Below are 17892 nucleotides of genomic sequence, written 5' to 3'. Positions count from 1 at the left end.
GTCCCGACCTCCTCGGCCGCCCCCCGAAAACCCACCCGCCGCGCCGCCGCGCCGACGCGCCGACGCCCACTGGCCCCGCACCGCGAGCTCCCGGAGCAGGGCGGGTCAAACAGGCTGGAGGGGAACCGTCCTTCCGGCCGGACCGGAGGAGTCAGGCTCGGGGCGAGCGGGTCATGGTGGCGTCGGGGCGCACCTGGCGGTACACGGCCAGGGCGATGTCGTCCGCCGACTCGTGCTCCCAGAAGCGGAGCACCGTCTCCTCAGCACGGCAGTGACAGCGACTGGTGCCCCGGCGACGCGGACGGGAGGGGGTGCATCCGGGGCGGCGTCCCGGTGCACCCCCTCCCGTCGGGGCCTGTGCGGGTGGCTCAGACGCGGGACGTCTCGCCCGACTGGTGGGGGACGTCGGCGGTCGGGCCGTTCTCGGCGGCCAGCTCGCGCTTCACGGCGTCGAGGGACGGGTTGGCCCAGGCGCTCGCGACGCCCCAGCGGTAGAAGGCGAGGCCGATCGCGGCGACGACCAGCAGGTCCCAGCCCTCCGGCAGGTAGCCGCGGCCGCCGAAGTCGGTGGAGCCGGCCCAGGAGATGCCGGCCATCACGAACAGGTAGGTGATCATCCAGGCGCCGGCCCGCAGGTGCGGCTTCAGCTCGGCGAACGGCTTGCGCAGCTCGTACCAGGCCCAGATCGGCAGGCCGGCGGCCATCAGCAGGATGACCTTGCCGGTCAGCGGCCAGCGGGCCCAGTAGAGCACCAGGGAGCCGAAGATCATGGCGACCGGGGCGATCACCGGCATCGCGCGCAGCCGGACAGGGCGGGGCAGCTCCGGGGCCAGGCGGCGCAGCGCCATCACGGCGACCGGGCCGGTGATGTACGAGATGACGGTGGCGACGGAGACGATCTCCGCGAGCGAGCCCCAGCCGCGGAAGACGGCGAGGAAGAGGAAGGCGATGAGCAGGTTGAGCAGCAGGGCGGGGCGCGGGATGCCGGTCCTGGCATCCACCCGGCCGAACAGCGAGGGCAGGTGCCCGTTCTCCTGGACGCCGTGGATCATGCGCGAGGTGGTGGCCGCGTAGATCATGCCGGTGCCGCTGGGGGAGACGAAGGCGTCCGCGTACAGCAGCAGGGCCAGCCAGTTCAGGCCCCAGGCGATCGACAGGTCGGCCAGCGGGGAGGTGTAGGCGAGGCTGCTCCAGCCGCCGGAGAGGTCGGCGGTCGGGACGGCACCGAGGAAGGCGATCTGCAGTACGACGTAGATCACCAGGGAGATCAGGATCGAGCCGATCACGGCCTTCGGCAGCGACTTGCCGGGGTTGCGGGCCTCACCGGCGAGGTTGAGCGGGGACTGGAAGCCGTTGAAGGCCCAGACGATGCCGGAGACGGCGACGGCGGTGAACACCGCGCTCCAGCCGTTCGGCGCGAAGCCGCCGTGGTCGGTGAAGTGGGCGGTGTCGAAGTGCGCGAACAGCAGGGCGCCGGCGGTCAGCGTCGGCACGATCACCTTGAAGACCGTGATCGCGGTGTTGGTCTTGGCGAACAGCGTGATCGCGAACCAGTTCAGCGCGAAGTAGCCGACCAGCAGCACGCCGGCCACGGCCACTCCGGAGACGGTCAGCTCCTGCCCGTTGAACAGCCCCTTGGCCCAGCCGAAGTCCCAGGAGCTCATGTACTGGACGGAGGCGGTGGCCTCGCCGGGGATCACCGAGACGATGGCGATCCAGTTGGCCCAGGCAGCCAGGTAGCCCGCGAGCGAGCCGTGCGAGTACTGGCCGTACCGCACCATGCCGCCGGCCTTGGGGAACATCGAGCCCAGCTCGCTGTAGGTCAGCGCGATGGTCAGCGCCACCGCGGCCCCGATCACCCAGGCGACGATCGAGGCCGGCCCGGCCAGCCGTGCGGCCCGCTCCGCTCCGAACAGCCAGCCGGACCCGATGATCGAGCCCAGCCCGACGGCCGTCAGGCTGATGGTGCCGAGTGAGCGGCGGTAGTTCTGGTGGGATGCCGTCGTCGGCTCGGGCACGCTCAACGTATCGGTCCTCTGTCTCGTCAGGGCTTCGCCGGGGCTTCGCCGGGGCTTCGCCGGGGCTTCGCCGGGATGGGTCCGGGCCCGGATCGACTCGTCACTCGTCGGAGTCCGGACAAACGCACAGCAGACTATGGTGCGAAATCGGACCAAAGCCTCAGATCGAGCTCAGATCACTCGATCGTTGCCATCTCGTGTCCGATTATCGGAGCATCATGTCCGCAGGTCAGGCATGGGGCGGCGGTGGCCCGATGGTCGGACGGGGGAGGCGCGGGCCGGGGAGGCGTGGCGGGTCGAAAACACCGCCGGACCGCCCCCGGGCGGGAACTCGGGCGAGAGCTCGGGCTGAAGTCCGGCCGGAAACCCGGCCGGAAACCCGGGCGGAAAAAAGAAATTCCCCGCGCGAACTCTTGCGAGCTCCCACGGGGAATTGCTGGTGTCCGAGGGGGGACTTGAACCCCCACGCCCGATAAAGGGCACTAGCACCTCAAGCTAGCGCGTCTGCCATTCCGCCACCCGGACAGGGTGTGTGCTTCGGGGGCTTTTCTCTCGCCCCCTCGGCGACAGAGAGAACACTACCAGGGTTCTGGAGTGCTTCTCACCTGCGTTTCCCCGGGGGGGATCAGCGGGGTGGCGGGGACGGATCGCGAGTGTGAGCGAAGCGGTGCTTCAGGGACGGGAACCGGTCGGGTTGCGACCGGCGTGCGGTCGGAATCGGGCGGTACCGATCCGACACGGCCAAGTTGTCGACGGTGCCACGGCTGCGGGGGCCGCTCTCCTAGCCTCTGTGGACCGAGGGCGCCATGAGCGGAACGCCTGATTCCCGGGGTCGCGGACGAAGGGCGGCTGGACGTGGAGCTGGAGCAGATCAGCGGGGCGGCCGAGGCAGGGCCGAGACGGGTCGAGGCCGGGCCGGCCGAGGGGGTGTGGCGGTTCGCGGTGCCGGCGGCGGAGGCGTCGGTGCCCCGGACCAGGCACGCGGTGCGGGACCGGCTGCTGGCCCAGGGCATGGCCGGGGTGCGCTACCAGGAGCTGGTGGACGACCTGCTCCTGATCGTCTCGGAGCTGGTGAGCAACGCGGTGACGCACGCGGCCGAGCTGTCCCCGGAGGTGACCACCGAGCTCGCCGTCCGCGACGGCTGGGTGCGGATCTCGGTCGAGGACGGCGATCCGTACCGGCCGAAGGCGCTGGAGACCGACACCGGGCGCACCGGCGGGCGCGGGCTGCTGCTGGTGAAGAGCGTGACGCTGCAGGCCGGCGGGGTCTGCGACGTGGAGCGGACGGGGGAGGGCGGCAAGGTCATCTGGGCCTCGCTGCCCGTCCCCCAGGAGGACGCGGACTGACGCCGGGGCCGCGCCGATCCTCGCGCCCGGCCGGCGTCCGGCCCCCGCGCCCGACCAACGTCCGGCCCCCGCGCCCGACCGGCGCCCGGTCCTCTCGGGCAGGCCCTCGCCCGGCCCCTCGGCGGACCGGCGCCCGGCCGCCCGTGCTACCAGTCGCGCCCGGCGATTTCCCGGATGCCCGGCAGGGCCGCCTCGAAGACCGTTCGGAACCACACCGAGAACGGCCGCTCCTCCTGCAACTCGCGCAGCTCCTGCGCGGTGACGAAGGCGAAGTCGTCCACCTCCTCCGGGGCCGGCCGGACCGGGGCGGTGACCAGGCCGACGAAGAGGTGGTTCCACTCCCGCTCGATCAGGCCGGAGGCCTCGTCGGGCAGGTCGTACCGCACGGTGCCGGCCTCGCAGAGCAGCGCCGGCGCGACGCCGAGCTCCTCCGCGGTGCGCCGGGCGGCCGCGACGAACGGCTGCTCGTCGGGGTACGGGTGGCCGCAGCAGGTGTTCGACCAGACACCGGGGGAGTGGTACTTGCCCAGCGCGCGGCGCTGGAGCAGCAGCCGGCCCTGCCGGTCGAAGAGGAAGACGGAGAACGCCCGGTGCAGGCGGCCGGGCTGCTGGTGTGCCCAGAGCTTCTCGGCGGTGCCGATCGTGACGCCCTCGTCGTCGACGAGTTCCAGCAGGATCTCGGCGCCCGCGGGCGCGCCGGCCGCGGTCCGGGGGTCGGCCGTCACGTCGGTCTCCACGTCGAGACCGGTGTCGATCTCGGCGGTGAAGTGCGTCGGGTCGGTCGGCAGACTCTGGGGCATGAGGCCTCTTTCGGGGGCAATGGGAGCACCGGTGGCGTCGGGCCCCAGTCTGCCGTACGGGTGGCGGTGCACAGGGGTCCCACACACAACCGGGCGGATCATGACCGTTCCCGGTTCATTCCTGGTATCGGAATGGGCGCGGGAATAGCAGATTCGTTCGGGATTCGTTCGGTGCGCGTTCGATCCGGCGCATTGTGGGCGGCGAACCGGCACCACACCTTCACCACCGTCGGTTGCCCACCCGGGCGGGGCCCCACTCCCGCCCCCACTTCCGCCCCCGGCGGCCCCCGGCCGCGTTCGGGCCGGTCACCGCGGTCGCCTACCATCACATACGACACGGTGCCCGCATCCACACCGGTATCGGCGCGCCCCCGACGGCTGTCGGCAGTACACGGCCGGACGGATCAGCACAGCACGACGGATCAGGAGACCTCGCATGATCGGCCTCGTTCTGGCAGCCGGCGCCGGCCGCCGCCTGCGCCCGTACACCGACACCCTGCCGAAGGCGCTGGTGCCGGTCGACGGGGAGCGGACCGTCCTGGACCTCACGCTCGGCAACTTCGCCGAGGTCGGCCTGCGCGAGGCGGCGATCGTCGTCGGCTACCGCAAGGAGGCGGTGTACGACCGCAAGGCGGCGCTGGAGCAGAAGTACGGCGTCAAGCTGACCCTGGTCGAGAACGACAAGGCCGAGGAGTGGAACAACGCCTACTCCCTCTGGTGCGCCCGCGAGCTCTTCGCCGAGGGCCTGCTGCTCGCCAACGGCGACACCGTCCACCCGGTCTCGGTCCAGCACACCATGCTGGAGGGCAACGCCCGGCTGACCGCCGAGGGCCGCGCGCCCGGCATCCTGCTCGCCCTCGACACGGTGAAGAAGCTCGCCGACGAGGAGATGAAGGTCGTCGTCGACCCGGCCACGGGCATGCGGCGCATCACCAAGCTGATGGACCCGGCCGAGGCGAGCGGCGAGTACATCGGCGTCACCGTGATCAACCCGGCCGCCGCCGCCGACCTCACCGACGCCCTGCGCGCCACCTACGAGCGCGACCCGCAGCTGTACTACGAGGACGGCTACCAGGAGATGGTCGACCGCGGCCTGCGGATCGACGTGCAGCCGATCGGCGAGGTCTCCTGGGTCGAGGTCGACAACCACGACGACCTGGCCAAGGCGCGGGAGATCGCATGCCAGTACTGACCCGGCTGGTGCCGTCGCCGGTCTTCGTGGAGATCCGCTCCGGGGCGCTCGGCGCCCTCGGCGGCATCCTCGCCGACCAGCGGCTCTCCGCCTCGGGCCGGATCGCGGTGGCGATCAGCAACGGCTCGGGGGCGGTGCTGCGCGAGCGGCTGGAGCCGGACCTGCCCGGCGCCGACTGGTACAACGTGGACGACGGCAGCCTGGACAGCGCGGTGCGGCTGGCCGAGGCGATGCGCGGCGGGCACTACGACGCGATCGTCGGCCTCGGCGGCGGCAAGATCATCGACGCCGCCAAGTACGCCGCCGCCCGGGTCGGCCTGCCGCTGGTCGCGGTGGCCACCAACCTCGCCCACGACGGCATCTGCTCGCCCGTCTCGACCCTCGACAACGACGCCGGCCGGGGCTCCTACGGGGTGCCGAGCCCGATCGGCATCGTGGTCGACCTGGACGTGATCCGGCAGGCCCCGCCGCGCTTCGTGGCGGCCGGCATCGGCGACGTCATCTCCAACATCTCGGCCTGCGCCGACTGGGAGTTGTCGCACGCCGAGACCGGCGAGCCGGTGGACGGACTGGCCGTGGCGATGGCCCGCTCGGCGGGCGAGAACCTGCTGCGACACCCAGCAAACCTTCAGGATCAGGACCTCCTCACCGCACTCGCGGAAGCCCTGGTACTGTCCGGCATCGCGATGAACATCGCGGGCAGCACCCGGCCCTCCTCGGGCGCCTGCCACGAGATCTCGCATGCCCTGGACGTGCTGTATCCCAAGCGGTCCGCCCAGCACGGCGAGCAGGTCGGCCTCGGGGCCGCCTTCGCCAGCTTCCTGCGGGGCGAGCACGAGCTGACCGGTCTGATCGTGGAGCGCCTGGCGCGCCACGGACTGCCGGTGACCGCAGCTCAGATCGGCTTCACCGAGGCGGAGTTCACCGAGGCGGTGCACTACGCTCCGAACACCCGCCCGGGCCGCTTCACCATCCTTGAGCACCTCGACCTCTCCCCTTCCGCAATCAGGGACGCGTACGCCGACTATGTCCAAGCCGTCAACAGCTGAGCCGTCCACGAAGGGCTCCTCCCCGGCCCCGGTGGACCTGACCCGCCGCCCCTCGATCGAGGAGCTGCGCGCGGTGATCCACCCGGAGGGCATGCTCCAGCGCCGCAGCGCCGAGCACTGGGCCGGCCGCCTCTACATGCGGAGCATCTCGCTGCGGATCACCCGCGTGCTCTCCACCATGACGGCGATCACGCCCAACGGTCTGACCTACCTGATGATGCTCACCGGCGTCCTGGCCGGTGCCGCCCTGGTCGTCCCGGGCCTGTCCGGCGCGATCCTCGGGGCCCTGCTGATCCAGGTCTACCTGCTGCTGGACTGCGTGGACGGCGAGGTGGCCCGCTGGCGCCGGCAGACCTCGCTCACCGGCGTCTACCTGGACCGGGTCGGCCACTACATGTCCGAGGCGGCCCTGCTGACCGGCCTCGGCCTGCGCGCCACCGACCTGCTGCACCGCGAGGGCGGCGCCCACTGGGAGTGGGCCTTCCTCGGCACGCTGGCCGCGCTCGGCGCGATCCTGATCAAGTCCGAGACCGACCTGGTGGACGTGGCCCGCGCCCGCAGCGGCCTGACGGCAGTCGAGGACAGCGCCTCCGTGCCGCGCTCGGCCGGGGTCGCCAAGGCCCGCCGGGCGGCGTCGCTGCTCAAGTTCCACCGGCTGGTCGGCGCGGTCGAGGCCTCGCTGTTCATCCTCGCCGCGGGTGTCGCGGACGCGGTGCACGGCGGGCTGTTCTTCACCCGGATCGCGGTGGTCGTGCTGGCCGGGATCGCCATGCTGCAGACCGTGCTGCACCTGCTGAGCATCGTCCTGTCGAGCAGGCTCCGGTGAGCGCCGTGACGGAGCCGGCCCGGGCCGCCGCCACCTTCCGGCTCGGTGCGGTCATCATCACCATGGGCAACCGCCCGGCCGAGCTCAACGCGCTGATCGAGTCCGTCCGCGCCCAGGAGGGCCCCGCGGTCGAGCTGGCCGTGGTCGCCAACGGCGCCCCACTGCCGCCGCTCCCGGCGGACGTGCGCGCCGTCGAGCTGCCGGAGAACCTCGGCATCCCGGGCGGCCGCAACGTCGGCATCGAGCTGTTCGGCCGGGACGGCAAGGACGTGGACGCCGTCCTCTTCCTGGACGACGACGGCCACCTGCCGCGCACCGACTCGGCCCGGCTGCTGCGCGAGGCCTTCACCGCCGATCCGGAGCTGGGCATCGTCAGCTTCCGGATCGCCGACCCGGAGACCGGCGTCACCCAGCGCCGGCACGTGCCCCGGCTGCGCGCCAGCGACCCGCTGCACTCCTCCCGGGTGACCACCTTCCTGGGCGGCGCCAGCGCCGTGCGCTGCGCGGTGTTCGAGCAGGCCGGGCAGCTGCCCGCCGAGTTCTTCTACGCGCACGAGGAGACCGACCTCGCCTGGCGCGCCGTGGACGCCGGCTGGGCCATCGACTACCGGGCGGACGTGGTGCTGCACCATCCGACCACCTCGCCCGCCCGGCACGCCTCGTACTTCCACAACGTGGCCCGCAACAGGGTGTGGCTCGCCCGACGGAACCTTCCGGCCCTGTTCGTGCCTCTCTATCTGGGAACCTGGTTCCTGCTCACGCTGGCCCGCCGCCCCTCGCCCGAGGCGCTGAAGGCCTGGTGGGGCGGGTTCCGGGCGGGCTGGCGCGAACCCTGCGGTACGCGACGGCCCATGCGATGGCGTACCGTTTGGCGACTGACCAGGCTGGGCCGGCCACCGGTCATCTGACCTGTCCGATGACCCTACGGCCGGCCGATCGGACGGTCGTACAGCCGTACGGTCGGCCGATCGCTGCGGCCGGTGACCACACACCGGCCGGATTCCCCCCGTGATCCGAGTGGATCCCCCTCGGCGAAGGCCGGCGGACCCCCGCCGACCGGCCCGCCCCGACCCGATCCCGCGCGAAGGACGAATGTGTCGACAGTGAGTGAACCCGTCAGCCTCTCAGCCCCGAGGGGGGCGGACGCGGGCCTGACCCCCAAGCAGCTTGCGGACAAGTACGGCCTGGCGGTCAGCGGAAGACGGCCCGGCCTGGTCGCCTACACCAAGCAGCTCTGGGCCCGCCGTCACTTCATCTGGGCCTTTGCCACCGCCCGCCTGGTGGCGCAGTACACCGACGCCAAGCTCGGCCAGCTGTGGCAGGTGGTGACCCCGCTGCTCAACTGCGCGGTGTTCTACCTGGTCTTCGGTGTGATCCTGAAGAACAAGGACGGCTTCCCGGAGGGCACCTACACCGCCTGGCTCTGCATCGGGGTCTTCGTCTTCCAGTTCACCCAGAACGCCGTGCAGTCGGGCACCCGGGCGATCTCCGACAACCTCGGGCTGATCCGCGCGCTGCACTTCCCGCGCGCCTCCCTGCCGATCGCCTTCACGGTGATCCAGCTCCAGCAGCTGCTGATCTCGATGGTCGTGCTGGTCGGCGTCGTGCTGGCGAGCGGGATCGACCCGGGCCGGACCTGGCTGGCGGTGGCCCCGGCCCTGGTCCTGCAGTCGATGTTCAACACGGGTGTCGCCCTGGTCATGGCGCGGATCGGCGCCAAGACCAGCGACATCTCGCAGCTGATCCCGTTCGCGATGCGGGCGTGGATGTTCCTGTCCGGCGTGATGTTCAGCATCCAGGACAAGAAGGACAGCTGGCCGCCGTTCTGGCAGAAGGTGATGGAGCTCAACCCGGCCTCGGTCTACCTGGACCTGGTCCGGCACGCCTTCGCGCCGGTCATCTACAACAAGCACGTCCCGCAGCACCAGGAGCTGCCGCCGCACCTGTGGACGTACGGGATCGCCTGGGCGGTCGGGATGTTCGTGATCGGATACGTCTTCTTCTGGAAGGCCGAGGAGGAGTACGGCCGTGGCTGACATCGACCTGCGAAAGGGCGAGACCGTGCAGGACACCGACGTGGCCCGCGAGCCCACCGTCGTCGTCGACGACGTGCACATCGTCTACCGGGTGCACGGCGCGGGCTCCGGCAAGGGCAGCGCGACCTCCGCGATCAGCCGGATCATCAGCCGCAAGCGCTCCTCGGGCGTGCGCGAGGTGCACGCCGTCAAGGGCGTCAGCTTCACCGCGTACAAGGGTGAGGCGATCGGCCTGATCGGCTCCAACGGCTCCGGCAAGTCGACCATGCTGGCGGCCATCGCCGGTCTGCTGCCGACCGAGCGGGGCGGCATCTACACCAACGGCCAGCCCTCGCTGCTAGGCGTCAACGCGGCGCTGATGAACGAGCTCACCGGCGAGCGCAACGTCGTGCTCGGCTGCCTGGCGATGGGCATGACCCCCGCCCAGGTGCGCGAGCGCTACCAGGAGATCGTCGAGTTCTCGGGCATCAACGACAAGGGCGACTTCATCTCCCTGCCGATGCGCACCTACTCCTCCGGCATGGGGGCCCGCCTGCGGTTCTCCATCGCGGCGGCCAAGACCCACGACGTGCTGCTGATCGACGAGGCGCTGGCCACCGGCGACCAGGCGTTCCAGCAGCGCAGCAAGAAGCGGATCGACGAGCTGCGCGGCTCCGCCGGTACGGTCTTCCTGGTCAGCCACGACAACAGCTCGATCCGCGAGGTCTGCGAGCGGACCATCTGGATCGAGGCCGGCGAGCTGGTGATGGACGGCCCGACCGAGGAGGTCGTGGGCCGCTACGAGCGCGGCGAGCGGCCGTAGCGCCGCCGGGCCCCCGTGCGCGGGAGGGCCGGTGACCGGGGCTCCCGGTCACCGGCCCTCCCCGCGTTCACCGCCGCCCGCAGGTCCCCCGGGTGGCCCGCCGCTGCGCGGGTGAGTGCCGCGCGCCCCGGGCGGGGCACCCTTCTCCGGCGCGGCCGGTGGTGTCAGGCTGTAAGACGCGGGCGTGGTGTGCCGGGCGGGACTCCCGGTATCGGACGCGTGTCCGACTCGGGGCGGTCGTACCGGGCGGTGTAGAACGGGGGAGTGACAGCAGTGTCGGCTTCGGCCCAGCCCAGTAGTGAGCCAGCGGACCGTCCGGCGGAGGTGACGCTGGACAAGGCGAACGCGGAGAACTTCCCGGTCGCCCCGTTCTTCCTTCCCGCCGCCTGGCGCGACGACCTGATGGCGGTCTACGGCTTCGCCCGTCTGGTGGACGACGCCGGCGACGGCGACCTCGCGGACCCGGCCGGAACGGCCCGCCTGCTCGGGGTCGCCGCGCGGCCCCCCGTCGTCGTCCCGCCGCCCGCGGCCGCCCCGGCCACTCCCGCGGAGGCAGCCCCGATCACCCCTTCGGCCCAGTCCGGTCCGCCCGGTCCGGCCGAGGTCGCCTTCCGGTTCGCGCTGCTCGACGGCCTGGAGCAGGACCTCGACCGGGTGTTCGAGGCGGCCCTGCACCCCGGCACCGCCGAGACGCCCCGGCACCCCCTGATGCGCGCCCTCGTCCCCCTGGTGGACCGCCACGGGCTGACGCCGGAGCCGTTCCGGCGCCTGATCGAGGCGAACCGGGTGGACCAGACCACCGCCCGCTACGCCACCTACCAGGACCTCCTCGGCTACTGCACGCTCTCCGCGGACCCGGTGGGCCGCCTGGTGCTGGCCATCGCCGGCGTCTCCACCCCCGAGCGGATCGAGCTCTCCGACGCCGTCTGCAGCGCCCTCCAGGTGGTCGAGCACCTCCAGGACGTCGCCGAGGACCTCGCGCACGGCCGGATCTACCTCCCGGCCGAGGACCTCGCCCGGTTCGGCGTCACCGAGGCGGACCTCGCCGCCCCGAGCGCGAGCCTCGCCGTCCGTGAGCTGGTCGCCTTCGAGGTCGGCCGGGCCCGCACCCTGCTCGACCGCGGCGCGCCATTGGTAGGTACGGTTCGGGGGAGGCTTCGACTGCTCCTGGCGGGATTCACCGCCGGCGGGTACGCGGCCCTGGCAGCCATCGAGGACGCCGGGTACGACGTGCTCGCCCAGCAGGCCAAGCCCGACAAGCGCCGCCTCGCAGCGAAGGCGGCGGCCATCTTCGCGAAGGGAAGGTGAACGCCCGAGTGGCGGCATCACCACTGGCGTCGGCACAGGTCATGGCGGCGTACCGGTACTGCGAGGCAGTCACCGGACTGCAGGCCCGCAACTTCAGCTACGGCATCCGCCTGCTGCCGGAGCCGAAGCGGCTGGCCATGTCCGCCCTGTACGCCCTGGCCCGCCGGGTCGACGACATCGGCGACGGCGAGCTCCCCGCCGACCGCAAGGCCGAGGCCCTGCTGCGCACCCGCGAGCTGCTGGACGAGATCCGCGCCGGATCGGTCGCCGAGGACGACACCGACCCGATCAAGGTCGCCCTGGCGGACGCCGCCCGGCGCTTCCCGATCCCGCTCGGCGGCTTCGACGAGCTGATCGACGGGGTCGAGATGGACCTCAAGGGCGCCGAGTACCAGACGTACGAGGAGCTCAAGGTCTACTGCCGCTGCGTCGCGGGCGCGATCGGCCGGCTCTCGCTCGGCGTGTACGGCTGCCAGGACCCGGAGCGCGGCGCGCAGTACGCCGACACCCTCGGCCTGGCCCTGCAGCTCACCAACATCCTGCGCGACCTGCGCGAGGACGCCCTGACCGGTCGGACGTACCTGCCCTTCGAGGACCTGGTCCGGTTCGGCTGCCAGGAGGGCTTCGCCGGCGCCAGGCCGCCGGTCGGCGCGGACTTCACCGGCCTGGTGGCGTTCGAGGCCGCCCGGGCCCAGGCCGCGTTCGAGGAGGGCCTGCGGCTGCTGCCGATGCTCGACCGCCGCAGCCGGGCCTGCACCGCGGCGATGGCCGGCATCTACCACCGGCTGCTCGGCCGGATCGCTGCCGACCCGGAGTCGGTGCTGCGCGGCCGCGTCTCGCTGCCGGGCTGGGAGAAGGCGTACGTGGCGCTTTCCGGGCTCGCCGGGGGGCGTTCTTGATTCTCGCCGCGGTTCTGTCACGCTGTGTCAGCGGGGAATCACTGATGGGTGGACCCGTGTTGTCCACCGTGATGCGAACGACGTCAACGGGCACCCCGGCCGGGACCGGGCGGGGTGCCGGATACGAGGGGGAGGGCCGATGACCGGCCGAGCCGATGCCGCGCGCCCGGCCGCCGTCGTGGTCGGCGGCGGCCTGGCGGGCATCACCGCCGCGCTCCGGCTGGCCGAGGCGGACCACCGGGTGACCCTGGTCGAGGGCCGCCCCCGACTGGGCGGGCTGGCCTTCTCGTTCCAGCGCGGCGAGCTGACCGTCGACAACGGCCAGCACGTCTACCTGCGCTGCTGCACCGCCTACCGCGGCCTGGTCGACCGGCTCGGCGCGAGCCGGCTGGTGCACCTCCAGGACCGGCTGGACGTCCCCGTGCTCGGGGTGTCCGGCCCGGCCGGGGCGCCGGTGCGTACCCTCGGCCGGCTCCGCCGGGCCGCCCTGCCCGTCCCGCTGCACCTGGCCGGCAGCCTGGCGCGCTACCCGCACCTGGGCCCGGCCGACCGGGCCCGGGTGGTCCGCGGCGCGCTCGCCCTGCGGGGCCTCGACCTCGACGACCCGGCACTGGACGCCGTCTCCTTCGGCGCCTGGCTGCGCGGCAACGGCCAGAACGAGCGCACCGTCGCCGCCCTCTGGGACCTGGTCGGCGTCGCCACCCTGAACGCCCGCGCCGACCAGGTGTCCCTGGCCCTGGCCGCGATGGTCTTCAAGACCGGCCTGCTCTCCGACCCGGGCGCCTCCGACATCGGCACCGCCGCCGTCCCGCTCGGCACCATCCACCACGACCGGGCGCTCGCCGAGCTGGAGCGCGCCGGCGTGCGGGTGCTGCTGCGGGCCCGCGCGGCCGAGCTCAAGCCGGCCAGCCCGCAGCACGCCGTGCTGCTGGACGGCGGCGAGCTGCTCACCGCCGACACCGTCGTCCTGGCCGGGGCCCAGGACACCGCCGCCGCCCTGCTGCCGCCCGACGCGATCGACGGGCAGGAGCGGCTCGACGGCTTCGGCACCACCCCGATCCTCAACGTCCACGTGGTCTACGACCGCAAGGTGCTGCGCCGGCCGTTCTTCGCGGCGCTCGGCTCGCCCGTCCAGTGGGTCTTCGACCGCACCGCGCACTCCGGCCTGGCCGGCACCGGGCTCGGCCGCTCCCACCCGGGCGCGCAGTACCTGGCGCTCTCGCAGTCCGCCGCCCAGGACGAGAGCGACCTGCCGGTGGCCGAGCTGCGCCGCCGCTACCTGCCGGAACTGGCCCGGCTGCTGCCCGCCGCCGGCGGGGCCGAGGTGCTGGACTTCTTCGTCACCCGCGAGCGCACCGCGACCTTCGACCCGGCCCCGGGCACCGCCGCACTGCGGCCGTCCGCCCGGACGAAGGTCCCCGGCCTGGTCCTGGCCGGCGCGTGGACCGCCACCGGCTGGCCCGCGACCATGGAGGGCGCCGTCCGCAGCGGCCACAGCGCGGCCGACGCCGTGCTGGCCGGCACCGGCACCAGGCTCCCGGTGGACCGCGGCGACGGGAGGTGGCCCCGGTGACCCGGGGTCCCGCCGCCGGCGACCCCGCGAGAGCCGCCGGCCCCGTCGCAGGCCCGGCCGGCCGTCCCGGCCTCATCGACATCGCAAGCGCCCGGCCGTCCCCTGCGGCCCGGCACCACCAGGGAGAGGGAACGCACGTGGAGTCACGCACCGGCACTGCCGTCGGAGGCACGGCGCACGCCGAACCGGTCTCGGTGCCGGAGCTGCTGGCCCGCAGCCGTACGCTCTGCACCCCGCCGCTGAAGGCCGCCGTCGCCCGTCTGGCCGCACCGATGGACACCGTCGCGGCCTACCACTTCGGCTGGATCGACCGGGACGGCACGCCGGCCGCGGGGGACGGCGGCAAGGCCGTCCGGCCCGCCCTGGCACTGCTCTCCGCCCAGGCCGTCGGCGCCCCGGCGGAGGCCGGAGTGCCTGGTGGGGTGGCGGTTGAACTGGTGCACAACTTCTCCCTGCTCCATGATGATCTGATGGACGGTGACGAGACCAGACGGCACCGGGCCACCGCCTGGACGGTCTTCGGACCGGCCCAGGCGATCCTGGCCGGCGATGCTCTGGCAACGCTCGGTACCGAGGTGCTGCTCGACGCTGGGGTGACCGGCGGGGCCGGCGCCACCGATGCCGCGCGCGCCGTCCGGCTGCTCACCACCGCGACCCGCGGGCTCATCGACGGCCAGGCCATGGACGTCGCCTTCGAGCAGCGGGACAGCGTCACCGTCGCCGAATGCCTGGAGATGGAGGGCGGCAAGACCGCCGCCCTGCTCGCCGCCGCCTCCGCCATCGGTGCCGTCCTGGCCGGCGCCGACGACCGGGTCTCGGACGCCCTCCAGCGCTACGGCCACCACCTGGGACTGGCCTTCCAGGCGGTGGACGACCTGCTCGGGATCTGGGGCGCCACCGAGGTCACCGGCAAGCCGCACTGGGGCGACCTGCGCCAGCGCAAGAAGTCCCTGCCGGTCGCCGCCGCCCTCGCCGAGGGCGGCGCGGCGTCCCGCAGGCTCGCCGAACAGCTGGCCGACCCGAAGGGGCGCGGCGAGGAGAGCGAGCCCGAGCTCGCCGCCCGCGCCGCCCTGATCGAGGAGGCCGGCGGCCGCGCCTGGACCCAGGAGGAGGCCCGCCGCCGGCACACGACTGCCCTCGCCGCTCTGGACGAGGTGCCCATGCCCGATGTGGTGCGCGAGCACTTCGTCGCACTCGCCGAATTCGTGGTGGTACGAGAGAGGTGACGTTACGTTGACAGCAACCGCGGACGGCCGGCTCGACCCTGAGTACGATTCCGAGCCGGTCGCGGTGGGCGACCGCCCCCCGGCGCTGCTGGGTACCGGGAGGTGGCAGCCCGAAGGGCCCGACGAGCTCCACCCGGACGGCCGGGACCAACAGCAGAGCGGGCCCGCCTCCGCCGAGGAGGCACTGGCCCGCGCCACCACCCACCTGCTCTCCCTGCAGAGCTCCGAGGGCTGGTGGAAGGGCGACCTCGAAACCAACGTCACCATGGACGCCGAGGACTTACTGCTCCGACAGTTCCTCGGGATCCGTACGGAGGAGCAGACCAAGGCCACCGCCGAGTGGATCCGCTCCCAGCAACGGGAGGACGGCACCTGGTCCACCTTCCACGGCGGGCCGGCGGAGCTCTCCACCACCGTCGAGGCGTACGTCGCCCTCAAGCTGGCCGGCGACGACCCCAACGCCCCGCACATGCTCGCCGCGGCCCGCTACGTCCGGTCAGCCGGCGGCATCGCGGCCGCCCGGGTCTTCACCCGGATCTGGCTCGCCCTGTTCGGCTGGTGGCCCTGGGCACGGCTGCCCGAGATGCCACCCGAGATCATCTTCCTGCCCCGCTGGCTCCCGCTGAACATCTACGCCTTCGGCTGCTGGGCCCGGCAGACCATCGTGCCGCTGACCATCGTCTCGGCCCACCGCCCCGTCCGGCCCGCGCCCTTCCCCCTCACCGAGCTGCACACCGACCCCGAGCACCCCTTCCCCGAGCGCCCGCTCGCGCGCGCCACCACCTGGGACGGCGTCTTCGAACGTCTGGACAAGGTGCTGCACGCCTACCACCGCCGCGCGCTGCGCCCACTGCGCAGGCTCGCCCTCTCCCAGGCCTGCCGCTGGATCGTCGAGCGGCAGGAGGCCGACGGCTGCTGGGGCGGCATCCAGCCGCCCGCCGTCTACTCGCTGATCGCCCTGCACCTGGAGGGCTACGAGCTGGAGCACCCGGTGATGCAGGCCGGGCTCTCCTCCTTCGACCGCTTCACCGTGCACACCGAGGACGGCCGGCGCTGGCTGGAGGCCTGCCAGTCCCCGGTCTGGGACACCTGCCTGGCCGCCATCGCCCTGGTCGACGCCGGCCTGCCGGCCGACCACCCCGCCCTGGTCTCGGCCGTCGACTGGATGCTCGGCGAGGAGATCACCCGGCGCGGCGACTGGTCCGTCCAGCGCCCCTCACTGGCCCCCGGCGGCTGGGCCTTCGAGTTCGAGAACGACACCTACCCCGACATCGACGACACCGCCGAGGTGGTGCTCGCCCTGCGCCGGGTCGCCCACCCGGACCCGGCCAAGGTGACCGGCGCGGTCGACCGGGCGGTCGGCTGGAACCTCGGCATGCAGTCCAAGAACGGCGCCTGGGGCGCGTTCGACGTCGACAACACCAGCACCCTGCCGAACAAGCTGCCGTTCTGCGACTTCGGCGAGGTGGTGGACCCGCCGTCCGCCGACGTCACCGCCCACGTGGTGGAGATGCTCGCCGAGGTCGGCAAGGGCCGGGACCCGCGCACCCGGCGCGGCGTCGAGTGGCTGCTGCGCAACCAGGAGGCCGACGGCTCCTGGTTCGGCCGCTGGGGCACCAACTACATCTACGGCACCGGCTCGGTGCTGCCCGCCCTGGTCGCGGCCGGCGTCCCGGACGAACACCCGGCGATCCGGCGTGCCGTCCGCTGGCTGGAGGACCGGCAGAACACCGACGGCGGCTGGGGCGAGGACATGCGCTCCTACGAGGACCCGGCCCGCTGGGCCGGCCGCGGCGACACCACCGCCTCGCAGACCGCCTGGGCGCTGATGGCGCTGCTCGCGGCCGGCGAGGGCCCCGACGGCCGGGCCAACCCGGCCGTCGAACGCGGGGTCGACTGGCTCGTCCGCACCCAGCTGCCCGAGGGCACCTGGGACGAACCACAGTTCACCGGCACCGGCTTCCCGTGGGACTTCTCCATCAACTACCACCTGTACCGGCTGGTCTTCCCGGTCACCGCGCTCGGCCGCTACCTGCACGGCAGCCCCACCACCGGCCGGGAGGCCGCACCCGGCGCCAAGGGCGCGCCGGCCACCGGCACCCCGGCGATCGGGGCGGCCCGGTGAACCGTGCCCCCCTGCTGGTGCTCTGCGCACTCGGCCCCGAGGTCTGGGCCCTGCGCGGCGGGGACTGGCGCGGCGCGGCCGGCGGCTCCCCGGTGCTCGTCCGGACCGGGGTCGGCCGGCGGCGGGCCGGGCACGCCGTCCGCCGGCTGCTGACCTCGGCCCCCGGCGGCTACGGCGCCGTCGTGGTCGCCGGCTTCGGCGCCGCCGTCGCACCGGGAATAACACCGGGTGACGTCATCGTTGCGAACGGCGTGCGCGACGCCGAGGGCAACCTCTTCGCGGTCGGCTCGGGACCGGACCTCGCCCGGGCCCTGAAACTGCGCGGCCTGACGGCCCACTGCGGCGTCCACCACACCGCCGACCACGTGGTGCGCGGCCTGGAGCGGCGCGCCCTGCACCTGCAGGGCGCACTCGCCGTCGACATGGAGGCCGCCGCCGTCCTCGCCGCCCTCCAGGAGCTCCGGCCGGCGCTGCCCGCGGCCGTCCTGCGGGTGGTGGTCGACACTCCCGAGCACGAACTCCTGCGCCCCGGCACCCTGCCGGCCGGCGTCCGGGCCTGGCGCAGGCTGCGCGCCACCGTACCCGCGCTGGTCGACTGGCACGAACAGAACCGGCCGGGCCCGCGCCGCCCGGCACCCGGTACCCGGCACCACCCCACATCCTCGACGCTCCCCCAGGAGGCGAGCTAGCC

15 protein-coding genes and 1 tRNA gene are annotated in these 17892 nt (G+C 73.2%); 13 read left to right on the top strand and 3 right to left on the bottom strand.

Going from position 1 to position 17892, the window contains the following annotated elements:
* Nucleotides 1–368: 368 nt before the first annotated feature.
* A complete protein-coding gene (locus tag OH807_RS09050) occupies nucleotides 369–2018 on the bottom strand; it encodes an APC family permease (protein ID WP_406210835.1) in 1650 nt (549 codons plus the stop codon).
* Nucleotides 2019–2455: 437 nt separating this feature from the next.
* Nucleotides 2456–2543 (bottom strand) — tRNA-Leu (locus OH807_RS09045).
* 336 nt (nucleotides 2544–2879) lie between these two features.
* Between OH807_RS09045 and OH807_RS09040 the strand changes: the two genes are divergently transcribed.
* Nucleotides 2880–3365: an ATP-binding protein gene (locus OH807_RS09040; RefSeq protein WP_406210833.1), complete on the top strand. Its 486-nt coding sequence runs from the start codon at nucleotides 2880–2882 to the stop codon at nucleotides 3363–3365.
* Between the two features lie 146 nt (nucleotides 3366–3511).
* Here OH807_RS09040 and idi read toward each other — a convergent pair whose 3' ends face one another.
* The gene (gene idi / locus OH807_RS09035) at nucleotides 3512–4165 is read right to left on the bottom strand and encodes an isopentenyl-diphosphate Delta-isomerase (RefSeq protein WP_406196108.1); all 654 of its coding nucleotides are present in this window, start codon (nucleotides 4163–4165) and stop codon (nucleotides 3512–3514) included.
* A gap of 436 nt (nucleotides 4166–4601) precedes the next feature.
* Here idi and OH807_RS09030 point away from each other — a divergent pair, with 436 nt between their 5' ends.
* The 12 genes from OH807_RS09030 (at nucleotide 4602) to OH807_RS08975 (ending at nucleotide 17890) form a co-directional block, all read left to right on the top strand.
* On the top strand, nucleotides 4602–5357 hold the full coding sequence (locus tag OH807_RS09030) for a sugar phosphate nucleotidyltransferase (RefSeq protein ID WP_406196105.1): 756 nt from the start codon (nucleotides 4602–4604) through the stop codon (nucleotides 5355–5357).
* Nucleotides 5345–6406 (top strand): iron-containing alcohol dehydrogenase family protein, encoded by a 1062-nt coding sequence (locus tag OH807_RS09025; protein WP_406196102.1) that lies wholly within the window; start codon nucleotides 5345–5347, stop codon nucleotides 6404–6406. Before OH807_RS09030 ends, OH807_RS09025 begins: the two co-directional genes overlap by 13 nt.
* Nucleotides 6407–6497: 91 nt before the next feature.
* Nucleotides 6498–7232 carry a CDP-alcohol phosphatidyltransferase family protein gene (locus tag OH807_RS09020; protein ID WP_406210830.1) on the top strand — a complete coding sequence of 245 codons (735 nt, stop codon included), beginning with the start codon at nucleotides 6498–6500 and terminating at the stop codon, nucleotides 7230–7232.
* A gap of 62 nt (nucleotides 7233–7294) precedes the next feature.
* Nucleotides 7295–8140, top strand: coding sequence for a glycosyltransferase family 2 protein (locus tag OH807_RS09015; protein WP_406210827.1), 846 nt, complete (start codon nucleotides 7295–7297; stop codon nucleotides 8138–8140).
* Between the two features lie 186 nt (nucleotides 8141–8326).
* On the top strand, nucleotides 8327–9268 hold the full coding sequence (locus OH807_RS09010) for an ABC transporter permease (protein WP_406196100.1): 942 nt from the start codon (nucleotides 8327–8329) through the stop codon (nucleotides 9266–9268).
* Entirely contained in the window at nucleotides 9261–10070 is an 810-nt protein-coding gene (locus OH807_RS09005) for an ABC transporter ATP-binding protein (RefSeq protein ID WP_406196098.1), read from the top strand. The genes OH807_RS09010 and OH807_RS09005 overlap by 8 nt, the downstream gene beginning before the upstream one ends.
* A 324-nt stretch (nucleotides 10071–10394) precedes the next feature.
* Nucleotides 10395–11378 (top strand): squalene synthase HpnC, encoded by a 984-nt coding sequence (gene hpnC / locus OH807_RS09000; RefSeq protein ID WP_406196095.1) that lies wholly within the window; start codon nucleotides 10395–10397, stop codon nucleotides 11376–11378.
* 41 nt (nucleotides 11379–11419) lie between these two features.
* Complete coding sequence (gene hpnD, locus OH807_RS08995) at nucleotides 11420–12277, top strand: presqualene diphosphate synthase HpnD (protein WP_406210825.1); 858 nt, start codon at nucleotides 11420–11422, stop codon at nucleotides 12275–12277.
* A gap of 139 nt (nucleotides 12278–12416) precedes the next feature.
* A complete protein-coding gene (gene hpnE, locus OH807_RS08990) occupies nucleotides 12417–13850 on the top strand; it encodes a hydroxysqualene dehydroxylase HpnE (RefSeq protein ID WP_406196092.1) in 1434 nt (477 codons plus the stop codon).
* A gap of 137 nt (nucleotides 13851–13987) precedes the next feature.
* Nucleotides 13988–15076, top strand: coding sequence for a polyprenyl synthetase family protein (locus OH807_RS08985; RefSeq protein ID WP_406196089.1), 1089 nt, complete (start codon nucleotides 13988–13990; stop codon nucleotides 15074–15076).
* A gap of 7 nt (nucleotides 15077–15083) precedes the next feature.
* A complete protein-coding gene (shc, locus tag OH807_RS08980) occupies nucleotides 15084–17201 on the top strand; it encodes a squalene--hopene cyclase (RefSeq protein ID WP_406196086.1) in 2118 nt (705 codons plus the stop codon).
* Nucleotides 17198–17890 (top strand): 1-hydroxy-2-methyl-2-butenyl 4-diphosphate reductase, encoded by a 693-nt coding sequence (locus OH807_RS08975; protein WP_406196083.1) that lies wholly within the window; start codon nucleotides 17198–17200, stop codon nucleotides 17888–17890. The genes shc and OH807_RS08975 overlap by 4 nt, the downstream gene beginning before the upstream one ends.
* Nucleotides 17891–17892 lie beyond the last annotated feature (2 nt).

This window comes from Kitasatospora sp. NBC_01560 (assembly GCF_045208415.1).
In the GTDB taxonomy this organism is placed as follows: domain Bacteria; phylum Actinomycetota; class Actinomycetes; order Streptomycetales; family Streptomycetaceae; genus Kitasatospora.
Note: the sequence above shows the minus strand (reverse complement) of the source record. Positions and strands in the feature narration are given on the sequence as shown.